Origin of the sequence: Scytonema hankhaensis NUACC26, assembly GCF_045865695.1 — a bacterium.
Taxonomy (GTDB): domain Bacteria; phylum Cyanobacteriota; class Cyanobacteriia; order Cyanobacteriales; family Nostocaceae; genus Scytonema.
Window position 1 is genome coordinate 47,611 of the sequence record NZ_BAACAP010000228.1, and the last position, 16,134, is coordinate 63,744.

General features: G+C 42.1%; 14 protein-coding genes. 12 read left to right on the forward strand and 2 right to left on the reverse strand.

The features are described from left to right. Window positions 1–39: 39 nt before the first annotated feature. The 3 genes from ACKTT2_RS33965 to ACKTT2_RS33975 are packed head-to-tail and all read left to right on the forward strand — an operon-like array spanning window position 40 to window position 2,716. A complete protein-coding gene (locus tag ACKTT2_RS33965; RefSeq protein ID WP_407895097.1) occupies window positions 40–1,767 on the forward strand; it encodes a pentapeptide repeat-containing protein in 1,728 nt (575 codons plus the stop codon). Between the two features lie 31 nt (window positions 1,768–1,798). Further along, complete coding sequence (locus tag ACKTT2_RS33970; RefSeq protein WP_407895099.1) at window positions 1,799–2,083, forward strand: glutaredoxin family protein; 285 nt, start codon at window positions 1,799–1,801, stop codon at window positions 2,081–2,083. 15 nt (window positions 2,084–2,098) lie between these two features. After that, window positions 2,099–2,716 carry a hypothetical protein gene (locus ACKTT2_RS33975; protein ID WP_407895101.1) on the forward strand — a complete coding sequence of 206 codons (618 nt, stop codon included), beginning with the start codon at window positions 2,099–2,101 and terminating at the stop codon, window positions 2,714–2,716. Between the two features lie 266 nt (window positions 2,717–2,982). Here the strand turns inward: ACKTT2_RS33975 and ACKTT2_RS33980 are convergent, their stop codons facing one another. Next, window positions 2,983–3,807 (reverse strand): nucleotidyltransferase family protein, encoded by an 825-nt coding sequence (locus ACKTT2_RS33980; protein ID WP_407895103.1) that lies wholly within the window; start codon window positions 3,805–3,807, stop codon window positions 2,983–2,985. 254 nt (window positions 3,808–4,061) lie between these two features. On the opposite strand from ACKTT2_RS33980, the gene ACKTT2_RS33985 reads away from it, so the two are divergent. The 9 genes from ACKTT2_RS33985 to ACKTT2_RS34025 all read left to right on the forward strand — a co-directional run bounded on the left by ACKTT2_RS33985 (window position 4,062) and on the right by ACKTT2_RS34025 (window position 15,372). Next, window positions 4,062–4,820 (forward strand): metallophosphoesterase family protein, encoded by a 759-nt coding sequence (locus ACKTT2_RS33985; protein ID WP_407895105.1) that lies wholly within the window; start codon window positions 4,062–4,064, stop codon window positions 4,818–4,820. A gap of 296 nt (window positions 4,821–5,116) precedes the next feature. Then, window positions 5,117–5,908: an RNA ligase family protein gene (locus tag ACKTT2_RS33990; protein WP_407895107.1), complete on the forward strand. Its 792-nt coding sequence runs from the start codon at window positions 5,117–5,119 to the stop codon at window positions 5,906–5,908. Then, complete coding sequence (locus tag ACKTT2_RS33995; RefSeq protein ID WP_407895109.1) at window positions 5,905–7,050, forward strand: AAA family ATPase; 1,146 nt, start codon at window positions 5,905–5,907, stop codon at window positions 7,048–7,050. Before ACKTT2_RS33990 ends, ACKTT2_RS33995 begins: the two co-directional genes overlap by 4 nt. A 162-nt stretch (window positions 7,051–7,212) precedes the next feature. After that, the gene (locus tag ACKTT2_RS34000; protein WP_407895111.1) at window positions 7,213–7,848 is read left to right on the forward strand and encodes a calcium-binding protein; all 636 of its coding nucleotides are present in this window, start codon (window positions 7,213–7,215) and stop codon (window positions 7,846–7,848) included. 478 nt (window positions 7,849–8,326) lie between these two features. After that, window positions 8,327–9,166 carry a TIGR02452 family protein gene (locus tag ACKTT2_RS34005; RefSeq protein ID WP_407895113.1) on the forward strand — a complete coding sequence of 280 codons (840 nt, stop codon included), beginning with the start codon at window positions 8,327–8,329 and terminating at the stop codon, window positions 9,164–9,166. Window positions 9,167–9,821: 655 nt separating this feature from the next. Continuing rightward, entirely contained in the window at window positions 9,822–11,165 is a 1,344-nt protein-coding gene (gene fahA, locus ACKTT2_RS34010; protein WP_407895115.1) for a fumarylacetoacetase, read from the forward strand. A gap of 151 nt (window positions 11,166–11,316) precedes the next feature. Continuing rightward, window positions 11,317–12,669 carry a pentapeptide repeat-containing protein gene (locus ACKTT2_RS34015; RefSeq protein ID WP_407895117.1) on the forward strand — a complete coding sequence of 451 codons (1,353 nt, stop codon included), beginning with the start codon at window positions 11,317–11,319 and terminating at the stop codon, window positions 12,667–12,669. A gap of 280 nt (window positions 12,670–12,949) precedes the next feature. Then, a complete protein-coding gene (locus tag ACKTT2_RS34020; protein WP_407895119.1) occupies window positions 12,950–14,557 on the forward strand; it encodes an IS200/IS605 family accessory protein TnpB-related protein in 1,608 nt (535 codons plus the stop codon). A 131-nt stretch (window positions 14,558–14,688) separates the two neighbouring features. Further along, window positions 14,689–15,372, forward strand: coding sequence for a class I SAM-dependent methyltransferase (locus ACKTT2_RS34025; protein ID WP_407895121.1), 684 nt, complete (start codon window positions 14,689–14,691; stop codon window positions 15,370–15,372). Between the two features lie 176 nt (window positions 15,373–15,548). Here ACKTT2_RS34025 and ACKTT2_RS34030 read toward each other — a convergent pair whose 3' ends face one another. Beyond that, complete coding sequence (locus ACKTT2_RS34030; RefSeq protein WP_407895123.1) at window positions 15,549–16,055, reverse strand: phosphate-starvation-inducible PsiE family protein; 507 nt, start codon at window positions 16,053–16,055, stop codon at window positions 15,549–15,551. Window positions 16,056–16,134 lie beyond the last annotated feature (79 nt).

Here is a 16,134-nt window from a genome sequence, read left to right on the forward strand (position 1 = left end):
TCGGTCAGGTATCATCCTGGTTAAGCGCAAGTTATGGTAATGTTTACATCAACGACTCCCTCTTATAAAAGAAGTATTAAAAAGTTTGTTGCTACTATCGCGTTTTTCGCTCCAATATTAGTAGCGGTTCCAAGTTATGCTGAAAAACCAGAACACGTTAAACAGCTTACGGAAACTAATAGATGTTCTAAATGCGATCTCAGTTACACGAACTTCAGCCGGAAAAATCTCGTTCGTGCTGACCTCTATGATGCTAATTTAATAAATGCAGATTTAAGTGGTACAGACTTAAGTGGTGCTGATTTGAGGGATACTGACTTAAAAAGTGCTACGTTGTCCCGAGCAAATCTATCTCGTACTGACTTGAGTGGAGCTAATTTAAGTAATGCCAATCTCAGTGGTGCTAACTTAAGTGGTGCAGACCTGAGAAATGCTAATTTAAGTAATACAAATTTAAATAATGCGGATCTCCGTGGTGTTAATCTTAGTGGCGTGAATCTCACTAATGCGGATCTTCGAGGCGTGCGATTGGATAACGTCAACCTCAATGGGGTTAATTTTAATGGGGTGAACTTGAGTGGCGTAGATTTGAGAAATGTGAATCTTATTGGTGTGTCTCTCAATGGTGTTAATCTCAATAGAGCTAACTTGGATAGTGTTAACTTGAGAGGCGTGCAGTTGAAGAATGCCAATCTCAGTTATGCTAATTTGCACCGTGCGGATTTGAGTAATGCTAATTTGCAAGGAAGTAACTTGCAGTATGCCAACCTCGATAATTCTGATTTGAGTGGCGCACAACTGACGGGTGTGAATTTTAAGGGCGCAACTCTGTTTGATGCGGATCTTCGGGGTGCGGATCTAGATAGCGCTCAGTTACCAAGTGACGGTTTTATTGCAGAGGCTCCCGATTTTACCCTATGGGGAGATAATCGTTATCAAAAGACTGATTATAAAAATGCGATCGCATACTACAATCGAGCTATTGAAGTCAATCCTAAATTTGCGGAAGCTTACACCAGTCGCGGTCTTTCTAAGAGTCAATTGGTAGACGATACAGGCGCGATCGCTGATTACAATAAAGCTATAGAAGTTGACCCGAACTATGCTAGAGCATACAACAGCCGAGGATTAGCACGTCTCGACCAAAAAGACTACCCAGCTGCTTTGTCTGATTTTAATAAAGCGATCGCTATAAATCCTAAATACGCTGATGCATACAACGGAAGAGCAACAATTTACCGCATTCAGAAAGACTATGCGGCGGTTGTGACGAGTGCATCTGAGGCTATTCGCTTAAATCCCAAATCCTCTGAGGCATACAATAACAGAGGTATGGCTCATTATGCTCTGAAGGACTACCAAGCAGCAATTAGAGATTTTGACAAAGCTATTGGTAATTCTAATAATTGGGCTTGGGCGTACTTCAATCGGGGGCTAACTCGCGAAGCCTTGGAAGATTACAAAAATGCCACAAAAGACTTTGATAAAGTTATTGAGCTAGATAGTAATTATACTGAGGCGTATTATCATCGAAGTGTTGCCCGTTTTGCTCGGAAGAAGTATGATGATGCGGTTAAGGATTGCGAGCGTGCGATCGAACGCAATCCCAAATATGCAGAAGCCTATGAAAGCAAAGGATACTCTCTGCTAGCTCTGAAAAAGTCATCTGAAGCAAAGCAAGCTTTCGAGCAAGCTGCAAAAATCTACAGTCAGCAAAATGACGCAAGTGGTTTAGAGAGGGTGCAAGAACTGATTGCAGGGTTGTAAGATATGAAAGTGTATCAGTTCAGTTGAGGCAATGCGATTAATTTTATACAGCAAGCCGGGATGTCATTTGTGTGAGGGTTTGCAAGAAAAGTTAGAACAAATTGTGGAGAAGCAAAGTATTGCGTCTCTACAGTTGGAAGTTCGGGATATTACGACTCGCGACGATTGGTTTCAAGCGTATCAGTATGAAGTTCCGGTACTTTTTCTTGTAAATTACAGAGGTGCAGAGGAAGAGGGAATAGAGCAACCTTTACCTCGCCCTTCTCCTAGAGCTACAGTGCAGCAGCTGGAAAAAACGCTTCAGAAATATGTTTAGTACAACAGAGTTTTTATGACACGCTCTTCCTACGATCGATTTGTCAAAAGCTATTTTAAGGATTTATTGCAGCCTCTAGGTTCGGTAGAGATTGCTCGCCGATTGTCAGAGTATGTAGAAATAGATGTTTGGTTTGTACCTCATGAATCGCCGCCTGTGGCAGAGGTTGCAAAGCTGGGTTTGTTGGGTCGATTTGCTGCTAAGGCTGCAATTTTTGAAACTTTCCTCGATGAACCTGATGAAATGGATGTTTCTAACTCACTGCTGAAGCTGTTAAAAATGATTGATAAATTTGAGCGTCAGCCGAGCGAAGATGAGGAAGAAGTTGCAGAAAACAATTTACCTAGACTATGGGTACTGACGCCAACAGCTTCTGCTGAATTGATAGAAGGATTTAGGGCGAGAGAGAGGAAGAGGCATTGGTCACCTGGGGTGTACTTTTTTGCAAAATCTTTCCGGTCTGCAATAGTGGCAATTGACGAGTTACCCGAAACAGAAAAAACACTTTGGTTGAGAATTTTAGGCAAAGGCAAAGTTCGGCAACAGGCAATTGATGAACTTATGGCACTCCCGGAGGATGAGCCGTTACGCTCTAAGGTGTTGAAGTTGTTATCAGTGACCAGTGACCAGTGACCAGTGACCAGTAAACAGTGAAAATCCGAAAAACTCCTTTAAGATATAGCGGTTCTCACTTGGGTACAATACATAAAAAATTTATGGAACCGCAGCCTGTAGCAGATGGACGGAGATAAATCTGTACTTCATTCAAGTGAGAACTGCTATAATGATAAGTAATAGACATCTCCAAAAATTAATTATGCATTACCCGAAAGTTCTGGTAGGGGCGCAATGCAAGAGCGCCCTTACATCTTTTTTGGAGAGGTCTAATGTATTCCTTCTCAATCAGATTTACTTTTGATTTCTTCAGTAAGTGTTGTTGTCCATTGAGAAACTTCTTCTGCTGTCAGATTCCCTGCAGGCTGAAGCCTTGCATCCTTATATCCCCACTTTTCTACATCAATGAGATACTGTAATGGTGAGAGTAGTGTTCCCTGACAGAGTTTTTCGTTTGGGGGGGGATTGTTGATTTCATCTTCCAACCGCTTGGATAATTCTTGCATCACCCAGTTTGGTATGCGCGATCGCTCTGCTGGGTAGATAAAGCCAAAAAGAATCAAATGGCTGAAGAGGACTCGCCAGTCTGAGCCAAAGCAATGAAGCAGGTATGACCAATCTAAATGTTCAGCACAAGTGAGCAGTACGTGGGCAACATCTGCTCCGTCATAGCGATCGCGAGCCATGATGAAGGACTTTGACCACAATAGGTCTTCAGGCGAACAAATTTGGACGGGGATGCCCAGCACTTCCACGTTGACAGCACGCTGAAACCAGCCATTATCAACTTCAGTAAGACCATTAGCAGAGTTAAAGATAATATCAACAAAGTTTTCACCACAGAAGGCTTTCGCTAACCAGTGTTGTGAATGCACTTCAGTCTGACAACTCGCTGCAGATAGAACCTCCATAACTCGCTCTTTATCTTGTGGGCGCACGAAAATATCCAAATCCTTTGTCGGACGTGCGATACTGGTGTGGCGCTCAAAAGCAAATGCTCCTGCAACCAGAAATGGCACTTTAGACTCATTTAGGAGTTGGAGTGCTTGACAGTAGAAAGCGCGAGTTTGTGGATCGAGTTCAATTTGAGTGATTGTTTCAGTTTGCATATTCTTTATATTTGACTTCCCAAATCCTTTTAACCCCTCGTTTTCAGGGTTCTACCTAAAAATGAGGGGGACAAGTGCGTAACTGCGTAAGAACTCGATCATCCTTGAAAACTCAAAATAAATCTTCAATCCGGAGAGCGAAGCAGTAATCTGTAAAAATACTGATATTTTTCAAAAAAAAATGCTCCTATTGATGCATTAAAATCTACCCAGTAATTGCGCCATGATTTAGTTAAGTTTAAGGGGAAAAACTGATGGCAATAACGAAGGATGTAGTGCGTATAGCAGCAGTAGGAGATATCCATTGTACCAAGACATCTCAGGGAGCCCTACAACCCCTGTTTGAGCAAGCGAGCGAGCTTGCCGACGTACTGTTGCTATGCGGCGATTTAACAGACTACGGGCTGCCCGAGGAAGCCCATGTCCTCGTCAAGGAGCTAGCATCTACGAAAATTCCAACTATTGCTGTGTTTGGCAATCATGATTATGAATCTGGAAAGCAAGATGAGGTCAAACAAATTCTTACTGAAGCAGGTGTGCGGGTGCTTGATGGGGATGCTTGTGAGGTTAAGGGTGTTGGTTTTGCTGGGGTGAAGGGATTTGCTGGAGGCTTTGGTTCTAAGGCGTTAGGAGCTTGGGGTGAAGAAGCTATCAAGTACTTTGTCCATGAGGCGGTGGATGAAGCCTTAAAACTAGAATCTGCATTAGCGAGATTAGAAACTTCTCAGCGCATTGCTATACTTCACTATTCCCCAATCCAGGCTACCGTTGAGGGTGAACCGCCAGAAATTTTTCCATTTCTCGGTTCGAGTCGTCTTGAGGAACCACTCACCCGATATTCGGTGACTGCTGCTTTTCACGGTCACGCTCATAATGGTCATTTAGAGGGGCGAACCATAAGTAACATTCCGGTGTATAACGTATCCATGCCGCTTCTGAAGAAAACGCTCCCCGACCAACCACCTTTTCACCTGTTAGAACTTGCAGTTGATGCAGGGGTTGTTAATGCCTAATTGTTACAAATGTTGAAATAAACACAGTAAGTAATGCATCTTGTGGGGTGGGCATCCTTGCCCGCCCCAAAACTATTGTATTAAAATCCGAAAAACCTCCCACGGCTAGTGAAGTAAACAATATAAAAATATCTACTCTTGGAAACCAGCGGTTACGGCGTATGTAATCTCACATCTCACTTCAAGTCACCTCAAAGGCGAATGGCAGCACTTCTCGAATGAAATCGAGTTGCTTTCTCCGTGCAAGTTCGCTTCCATTCGCTGTGAAATCGCATCGCAGTTACCAAGGTAAAGCAATGGAAAAACAAATATACAAATATCCGCGTACTCATCATATTGAGGGTTCGCGATCGCAACCTGGGGATGAAGACCTCGATAGCGTTCCTTTTAGTGCCATACAACAGCAGTATGTCGTCGTCGAAGAAAAAGTAGATGGGGCAAATGCTGCTATTAGTTTTAGTGCTGATGGTGAACTTCAATTGCAAAGTCGGGGACACTATCTCACGGGGGGACAGAGGGAAAAGCACTTTAATCTGTTCAAACAGTGGGCAAATACTCATGCAGTTGCTTTTTGGCGGGTGTTGGGAACTCGTTATATTTTGTTTGGTGAATGGCTTTATGCCAAACACACGGTGTTTTACGACGCTTTACCTCATTACTTTCTTGAGTACGATGTGCTGGATTTAGAAAAGCAACAATTTCTCAGTACGTCTAGTCGCAAGCAGTTATTGGCTGGGTTACCTTTGGTTTCCGTACCAATTCTATTTGTTGGAGAACTCCAATCTTACAAACAACTCATAGGATTGCTGGGCAATTCTCATTACCAAACTCCCCAACATTTAGAACGCTTTCAAGAACTTTGTCACGAAAGGGGACTGGATGTGGAACGTTCTCTCAAACAAACCGACCAAACAAATCTTATGGAAGGTTTGTATATCAAGGTCGAATTGGGAGATATGGTGACTGCTCGCTATAAATACGTTCGTTCGAGCTTTTTAACCACTATCCAGCAATCAGATGGGCATTGGCTCAATCGCCCCATCATACCTAATATTTTGCGTCCTGATGTCGATTTATTCCAATTATGAATACCTCTGTTTCTTCAATCTCTTGGTCGTTTCCTCACTGTCCTGACGAAACGAATTGGTCGATCGATTGGTCGGCGCTGGAATCTGAGTTCTATTGGCTCAGTGCTTTGGCTGACTGTCCTCAAGACCCGCGCTACCATGCTGAGGGTGATGTTCTCACACACACCCGCTTGGTATGTGAAGCATTAGTGGCTTTACCTCAATGGCGATTGCTGCCTCCAAACGAACGTTCGGTTTTATTTGCTGCTGCTTTGCTACATGATGTTGCAAAACCTGCTGCTACTCAAATAGAAGATGGTGCTATCTCCTCTAAGGGTCATGTCCTACAAGGAGCAAAAATGGCACAAGAGATTCTTTGGGATTTGAATGTTCCTTTGAGAGAACGGGAAGCAATTGTTGCTTTGGTAAAATTTGGTAGTTTGCCTTTGTGGTTTTGGGATAAGCCCAATCCCGAACGGTCTGTTATCAAAGCGAGTCAAATCATAAGATGCGATATGTTGGCAATGCTGGCTGAAGCTGATGTTCGGGGGCGTTACTGCAATGACCAAGTGCAGTTGTTGGAGCGCATTGAGTTTTTCCGCGAATTTTGTCAGGAAAATATGTGCTTGGAGCATCCGCGATTGTTTCGGTCGGCTCACAGTCGGTTTATTTATTTTCAAAAAGAGAATAGCTACCTAGATTATGATGCTTATGATGACACTCGTTTTCAAGTTGTTCTCATGTCAGGATTGCCTGGTTCTGGTAAGGATACTTGGATTCAGGAAAATCTGGCAGACTCGAAGGTTATTTCTTTGGATGAATTGCGAAAGACAATGGGTATCGATCCAGAAGATGACCAAGGGGTTGTCGCTAATCGTGCAAAAGCGATCGCTAAAGAATATTTGCGATCGCGACAATCTTTTGTTTGGAATGCAACGAACCTGAGCCGTCAGTTACGCGGGATGTTGATTCGCCTGTTCTCCAGTTATCAAGCAAGGGTTCGCATCGTTTACTTGGAAGCGTCTTGGGATGAGTTGTTGCACAGAAATCGCGAGCGAGACACCACAGTACCTGAAAAAGTGCTTTACCGTATGAGGAACCGTTTGGAAGTTCCCAATATTATCGAAGCGCAACAAGTGGATTGGGTTTCCAAGAACGGCTGATTGATTTTTCTATCAAATAAAGTTATGAGTTGATAGAAAAAATTGAAACCTTCTTTATCAATAGATTGCGTAAATCCTCGATTTAAGCCAGATAACTTTTATAACTGCACCGGAAACGCAGTTTTACACAACCTTAGTACACAAATACAGGGAACTTAAATTATGTCTATTAACGGAACCTCCTACAGCGATATTCTTGACGGTACTAGTGGTAACGATGTTATCTATGGCTATCCTGCTTCTGGTTACGGCTCTGGCTACGATGATTACGACGGCTACGATACTTTGTATGGTTATGGTGGCAATGATACATTGTATGGTGGTAATCAAGATGACACTCTTTACGGTGGAGATGGCAATGATACCCTTTATGGCGGTCTGAATCCAACATACTCTGGTAACGATACCCTCTATGGTGGATACGGTGACGATCTCCTCTATGGTGGTGCTGGCAATGATTATCTTGACGGTGGTAGTGGCGATGACAAGCTTTATGGTGAAGCTGGCAATGACAAGCTTACTGGTGGGTACGGCTATGATACTTTAACTGGCGGTGCAGGTGCAGACACTTTTGTTCTGGGCGAATGGGGAATTGTCTATGATAATGGATTGGGATTTGATACCATTAAAGACTTTAACTACTCAGAAGGTGACAAAATTCAAGTCACTGGTAGTTTAAGTGATTACTCCCTAAGTAACTATAACAATGGAGTAGATATTCTTTATAAAGGTGATTTGATTGCCTTTGTTGAGAACACCCAGAACGTTATCATTAGTGCAGACTTTATCTTAGGTTAATCAGTAAAGTTCTGCCTTGAAAATTGAGAATTGGGCATAGGAAAAGAATTATTTTCATGCCCTCATTGCGAGCAATTACCCGTGGGTATCTGTCTTGAAAATTGGGCGTTGGGTTGGTAATGCCCACCCAACTTTACCTTTTTCATTGCCACTGCCTTTCATAACAGCAGAATATACAGCAGTTTTTCAAGTCCAAAAGCACAGCATTTTTTTGTGGAACGGGCGTCCTCGCCCGTCCTGTATTAATGGTGGGCGGTGAGTCCAGTCCTGAAGGAGGGTTTCCCTCCGCAGGGAACTGGCGAACCCGTTCGCGTAGCGTCTCCGTAAGGAGATAGGGGGACGCCCGCACCACAAGAAATTTTATCTGTTTTTCCTAGGACTCAACACGTAACGTGACTAAATCGGGACTTGACAATTATGTATTTTTGATTGTAACATCAATGTAGTAAAGCAGTACAATCTCTCTAAAAGGCGACCGATGAGACGAATTGCTATAGCCCAAAATACCCTAGAAATTCTTGAAATTGGTAGCTACATCTCTCCTAATGGCAATCAAGTTTATATCGCTCCCGAATTAGAGTATTGTTTAGATAAGACAAAATGTTATAGTCCTGACAATCTCTCTCAAATTGAATTTGAAGTGCTGAAGAGCGTTCCTCGTTTCTCAAGTACTGAATTTGAAGTGAGGAATGAGACAACGCTGATGGGAGCAGAACGCATAGCGAAAACAGGGAAATTTCAACAAATTGGAGTTCTGAATTTTGCTTCAGCGAAAAACCCTGGAGGTGGATTTCTCAAAGGTTCTCAAGCACAAGAAGAGAGTTTAGCAAGAAGTTCTGCACTCTACAAAAGCCAGTTGAAATGCCGTGAATATTATGATTTTCATCGCTCTGGGCAATCACTTTTGTACTCGAATTGGATGATTTATTCTCCGAGTTGTCCAGTTTTCAAAAACGATGATGGAAACCTATTAGAACAGCAGTATGTTGTAGATTTTATCACCAGTCCAGCACCAAATGCTGGAATGATTCAGAAAAATCAACAGCATCTAAGCGTGAAAATACCTGAAGTTCTTATTAGTCGTACCTCAAAAGTTTTGAGTTTGGCAGCCTTTGGCGGTTGCGATGCTTTGATTTTAGGCGCTTGGGGATGTGGAGTCTTTAAGAACGATCCAGCAATGGTTGCCCAAATCTTTACAGATTTCTTATTAGCTGGCGGACAATTTTGGGGCAGGTTTAAAAGTGTGATTTTTTCTGTTCTTGACAACAGCAAACAACAAGGAACTTTTACAGAATTCCACAAACGATTTTCTTGTTAAGTTAATTCAAAATTTTTGATGAGTGAGCGAATGTAAAGTTTGAACCAATCAGCACAGTTAATTCAGCATTAAGTAATTACTCCCTTTCCGCCAGAAGATTACCCAAACACCTAGGGTGGGTACTGCCCACCCTACAAAGATCGGTAATTTTAGAGACCAAAGGGAGTCAAAGTATTTCGTAATACGAATATTGTAGAAGCTTACCATAAATTCGCAAAGTTGTTTTTCTTTGGATGATTTCATTCCAGTCTTAAAATATCCATAATTTGTTCGCATTGATTATTCATAAATAGAATTTGCCAGTGCGATCGTGAGATAGAAGACCTTCGCTACAACGTCTGACTACTTTTGATACAGAAGTATGAAGCGCCCAGAGATTTTGTAAGAAAACGAAACTCAATAAATACGGATAGTTATTGACAAACAGATGAATGGAAGTGAAAGCAATAGAATATTACTTTATTTCACTACAATACATACTAGCAGAACTCGAACTACTCCCTTTCTGCTCTAAAATTACTGAACTTTGTAGGTGGGGCTATGCCCTACAATGGCGAATGTGCGGCATAGCCCTACCTACCTGTAATGGTAATCATCTGGCGGGAAGGGAGTAATTGACCTGCTGATTCAAAATTCAAATGTCATTGCAAATGTTATGAGCCGTCCTATCGACACCACCCACGATCCAAACTTGCGTAGTTGGGTAGAATCTGCCAATCGCAAAGACACTGATTTTCCAATTCAAAACTTACCCTTTGGAGTATTTCAACTTTTAAACAGTACCGAACCTTCACGCATTGGTGTTGCTATTGGCGACCAAATACTTGATTTGTCCTTATGCTTGCGAACAGGGCTTTTGCAAGAACTTCCCGAACATCTACAAGCAGTTTGCGGGGAATCCAATTTAAATCAACTGATGGCACTCGGAAGTGAGGCTTCATTAATGTTACGCCGTCACCTGAGCCAATTACTGCAATGGAACGATCGCTCCCCTACAGCACAACAAATGCTCGTTTCTATATCCAATACTAAGCTTTTATTACCAGTTAATATTAGTGATTATACTGATTTTTATGCTTCAATTTTTCACGCGACCAATGTAGGAAAGCTATTTCGTCCAGACAATCCCCTCTTGCCTAATTATAAACATATTCCTATCGCTTATCACGGACGAGCTTCCTCAATTATACCGAGCGACACGGCTATTATGCGCCCCAAGGGTCAGAGAAAAAGCCCTGAAGCACTCACCCCTAGTTTTGAAGCAACTCAGATGCTAGATTACGAACTCGAAGTTGGTTTCTTTGTGAGTACTGGCAATCAGTTAGGACAACCCGTCTCCATAGATACCGCCGAAGAACATATTTTCGGGCTATGTTTGGTTAATGATTGGTCAGCAAGGGATATTCAAGCTTGGGAATATCAGCCTCTCGGTCCTTTTTTAGCTAAAAGCTTTGCGACGACTATATCACCTTGGGTAGTAACTCTCGAAGCACTAGCACCTTTCCGAACTCCAGCTTTTCAACGCAGTCCGGAAGACCCTTTGCCGCTATCTTATCTGTCTTCCCCAGAAAATACTGAAATGGGAAGTATTGATATTACACTAGAAGTGTTCTTGCGATCGCTCCAAATGCAAGAGGAGGGAATAGAACAATTCTGCTTAAGTCGTGGCTCCTTTAAAGAAATGTACTGGACAATAGCACAAATGCTCGCTCATCACACAAGTAATGGTTGTAACCTTCGTTCTGGCGATTTGTTAGCTAGTGGGACGGTTTCAGGTGCTGCAACTGGTTCACAAGGATGTTTGTTAGAGATAACTCAGCGTGGAGTCAATCAGATTGAACTACCTACAGGTGAGACGCGCTCTTTCTTATTAGATGGTGATGAAGTTACCTTGCGCGGTTACTGTGAGAAACCAGGTTTTGTCAGGATAGGTTTTGGAGAGTGTCGAAGTACGATTTTACCTGCTAGTGGCAACCAAGTTCACAATAACTACCAATAACTCAGTTGAAATACTGGACGCCCCTCATTCCCGACTCTGTATCCTTCAAGAAGTTGGGAATCTGACTTTTCAATTCAAAATTCCCCTTCTGGGTACTTTAAACGTCAAAAAAAAGCGATAATCTAAGTTTATCATTTAGGTGCCATTTATCATGGCTCACGCATTTTCAGGCAAAGACTTACGAGGTTGTTCCTTTAGAGGTTCTGACCTTACGGGTGCTAACTTTTCTCAATCGGATATTCGCGGTGCAGATTTTACTAATGCTATCCTTACAGGTGCTAATTTCAGTCAAGCAACGGCTGGTTTACAGCCATCTCAAGCAATGCGTTTGGTATTTATAGCAGTCATCCTGTCAGCACTCTTGGGATTGACAGCTACATTTGCTATTGTTTTTTTTGGATGTGTACTTTTTCCTCTGACGGTAACCCCAAGAAAAATCTTGTCAGCAACACTTGTTTCAGAATTGTTTGCTGTCTATATACTGTTCAATATTCCTCATAACTTACGAGCGGCTTTAGGAACGATCGCAACCACTGGAGTTATATTTGGGGTAATATTTGTACTAACCACAGGTAACTTTTTTAGCGTTAGTGCTGGAATAGTTGCAGCTGGTATAGCTGTAGGATTGTGTACGATTGCGATCGCAATCTCCACTATAGCTGTGACAATTTCTGAGATGATATACGGAGTTATAGCTGTATTTGTCACTGCATTTATAACTATAGCTACCGCAATCCAAGGTTCTATACTTGGAGTTACACTCGGTATAGCAGTTATTCGGTCTCTTCGTAACGACGCAATCTTATCTATGCCCAAAACCGAAGCTCTATTTGGAATCCTTATGACAACTGCTTTTGGAATTGCTAGCGGTGCAATGATAGTGAGATACATAGCACGGCAAATTTTAGCAGAAGATAAAGCATTTAGCTGGATGAGGAAGATTGCGATCGCTATTTTAGTCAGATGGGGAACCAGTTTTAAAGGAGCTGACTTAACTCATGCTGATTTTGCTCATGCTATCCTCAAAAATACAGATTTTACAAATGCCACGCTGACGCGCACGCACTTTCATTTAGCGCAATATCTTGAAACAGCTAAAGTTGACAATACAATTTTGTCCGATTCACGAGTGAGAAATGTAGTCGTTACAAAAAGGGTAGCCACAAAATCTTATGCTGGTTGTAACCTCAAAGGTGCTAACTTGTTAGGAGCAGATCTCCGCAATGCTGATTTTACAGAAGCAGATCTAAGTGAAGCAACATTTGAATATGCCGACTTAGAAGGAGCAAACCTGACGAAAGCGAGAGCAATAAAAGCGGATTTTCGACAAGCAAAGCTTACGGGAGCGTGTTTAGAAGCATGGACAATAGATAAAACCACTCAATTGAAAGAGGCAATTTGCGATTATGTTTATCTCACTCAAAAGCAGTTAAAACGATACCCCTTATATAGAAAATTTATGCCAGAAGAATTTAGCATTTGGGTAAAACAGAGTAGGGGGTAGGGGCGAGAAACTGTTAAATAATTTCTGCTCAGATCTGCTCATTGCTCATCTTTTTTGAGTAGAGGTTGACTATTATTAGCTCTTTGAGATAAAATAGTAAGAAAATATTAAATAACTTCTGACGTTAAGACTTCCAATTTTCAATCAAGTTGCTCTACTTTTTGCTGTTTTCGGTCAGTCTCACAAGTCATCTACAATCTCAAACCATTTTAAGTATTGCTCTGTTAAACATCTTGTCGCGGTCATAGCATAATATCTCGGTGGAAAGGTGGTGAAGCAAATGCCTCAAGTTTATCAAACTTATGTGACGCAAATCTCTAATAATTTAACGGGGGAAACACAAGCGCTTGAGATGTTAGAGAAGTTCTCACCTATAGCAGCAAAGATGTCTGTTATGGCATTAGAAGGCTTGCAAGATAATCTGAAAAAGCAGAAGTTAAACTCCTTAATTCAAAACACATTTGGGGTCAACAAGCGCCATGCCAATAGCGTGATAAATTTTGTGTCAGGGGAGTTAGAGTCAGCTCGGTTGTGCCAGACAAGACATATTGATATACTAGATGCCCAAATCAAATCAGTTCAGGCAGAAATTGCGAGATCTCTCAAAAGATTGAAGAATCATCGGGAGTATGCTCGAGCAGTAGAGAAGCATAAATTAGCCATCAAGTCTCCCCAAAAAACTAAAACCCGAAAGCTAAAGAAAGTCCCATTACTGAAGAGAAAACCAGAATTTGATGACGCTTGCCCCATTAATGGTCAGTCGCATGGTCAAACTTACTTGCAACTAGCTAAACAGCAATTGCATCAAAAAAAGCGTCAATTGCGGATGTATCAAGACCGCCGATCTCAAGTCATCAAACGAGGGATCAAAGTAAATTTGGGTTTAAACGGTAAGATTCCATTTGTCGGGAGTACTCATGAAACTAACAGCAATCAAATCTGTCAGCTAACACCGGGTGTCATCCCCAGTTTAAAAATTCGTGTGCCTTATTTTTTAGAATCAATATACGGCGAATATTGTACCTTACCACTTCATAAAATTAATCAGTATGGATATGACAAGCTAGTGACCGCTTGGGCATTAAACAACGCTCTCACTTATGTGTTTAGCCTTAATCAAAAAGGAAAGTGGGTAGTCGCTATTACTTGTTTAGTCAACTTCTCTATTACCAGTCATGACAAATCATGGGGCTGTATTGGCTTAGATATTAATCCCGGAACTATTGGTTGGTGTGCGACTAATCGTCACGGCAATCCCGTAGCATGGGGAAAAGTTAACTTAGATTTGCATTCGTGTTCAACCGAGCAAACAGAAGCTCGATTAGCCTACGCCGTGACAGAAATCACCAACAGAGCTTTGGTAACTCAAAAGCCAATTGTGATTGAGAAGTTAGACTTTTCCCACAAGAAGAGGCAATTTCATAGCGGACGCAAGTACAATCGAATGCTCTCTGGTTTTGCTTATGCCAAGTTCTTTGAATTGTTAAAAGCTCGATGTTTAAAGCTAGGCATTAAAACGATCGAGGTTAGTCCCAAGTATTCTAGCCAAATCGGCGTTGTCAAATATATGAAACGTTATGGTATGGCTAGTGATAGCGCCGCCGGTCTAGTTTTAGCCCGTCGTGGCATGGGGATTTACCATGAGAAACTGCCAGCGAGATACGCCTTTCAGACTTCGGTTCGCCCCGAAGCTCGTCAGCACGTCTTTGCACATTGGCAGCGATTCCATAAGCATTACTTGAAGGTCGCTTCTCGTCATGCTTGGTTTAGTACACCTACTCTTACAGGGTCTGCGGGTGATGGCTTGGCGAACACCGGAAATCTTGGGTTTCCACGCGCTTCGGCACAAGCACGAGAATCAAGAATCCATCCGTCTGTGAAGGCGTGAATCCTTCAAGGTAGGAAAGATTGACCGCTATCTTTCCGGTTGAAGAGATTTGCTCATACGTGAGTAGATCTGAGTAGACTTTATTGAGCGGTAGGGCAAAAGCTGTCTAATGACTCACAGAACCAAAAACTATGCTTGAGAAACAATCAGAAGAACTGCGACAGAAGGTCAAGCGGTTGGCGACTCAATCGTTACGACAATCAGACCCCGACGGATGGTTTGAAATATTATACACCGAAGCCAATGGCGATTCAAAGCAAGTGCCGTGGGCAAAAATGACACCTCATCCTTATTTAGAAAATTGGCTACAGCGTCAGGAAAGGCAGGTCAATAGTCGGTCTGCATTAGTCATTGGTTGTGGGTTAGGCGATGATGCTGAAGCTTTGCAAAAAAGAGGTTTCAAGGTAACCGCGTTTGATATTTCACCCACCGCGATCGCTTGGTGTCAGAAAAGATTTCCTGATTCACAGGTTAACTACCTCGTCGCCGATTTATTCGCGCTAGCTCCGGTATGGCATGGTGCTTTTGACTTTGTTTTTGAATGCCGCAATATTCAAGCATTACCGCTCAATGTACGCTCATGTGCTATAGAATCAATTGGGAAATTGGTAGCGGTTGGGGGAACATTGTTGGTCATTACTCGTGTTCGCGATGCCAATGTTAAGGTTGATGGTCCGCCCTGGCCTTTGTCAGAAGAAGAACTTGCCCAGTTTCAGGAGTTGGGGTTTTCTGAAGTTCGCACACAGAGCTTTTTCGATGCCGAGAACGATTCTGTGAGAAAGCTTTGCATTGAATATTTTAGAAGACAACAATGAGCCACACCCACGGCTGAAAGCCGATGGGTTTCAGGCTAAATGCAGTACAGAATTTCATTTTGGGAGGTGCGATCGCTTCGCTGCTGCGCTCCGGATGCAGATCGCAATACCCTAGATGGACGGCGATAGCGAGCGATTACGGCTCATGCTTTGCCGTCAAAAAAAATCGCTATATTTTATTCCAAATTTCTTGTATCTGATGCTAATAATTGATTTCTCAAAGAAGCACGTTTTTCCGGATCGATACCATTAAAAGTTGGTGGTAACCACACTCGAACTATAAGTAACACTGCCATAACTAATAGAAAAGCACAAGCAGCTAAAATTTGATTCCATTGTGCTTCCAGTACTCCCCTAACAATAACTTCTCGCAAAACAGACACTATTGAAACTTCCACTGCTACACCAATAGAAACTCGTTGTTCTTGTAAGTAAATAATCAGCAGTCGAAATAATTCGACTAAAATCAATAGAAATAAAATATCTGAAGTCACTGCTTGGAAATTCAGAGGAGGCAATAAAGAATAGAACATAGCACGCAACTGAATTGCCATTAAGCTAAATAAACCAATGCACAAAGAAATGACAATTAAATCTTGTACGGTTTCAAGACAACGTACAATTAAAGTTCTATTTAGCCATTCATCTTTTATTATGAACGATTTCTTCAACAATCCTTGCATTTTTTTCTCCTATTAGTGGTTAGTGGTTGGTAGTTAGTGGTAAGTGCTTAGTAGCTAGTAGTTAGTGGTTAGTAGTTAG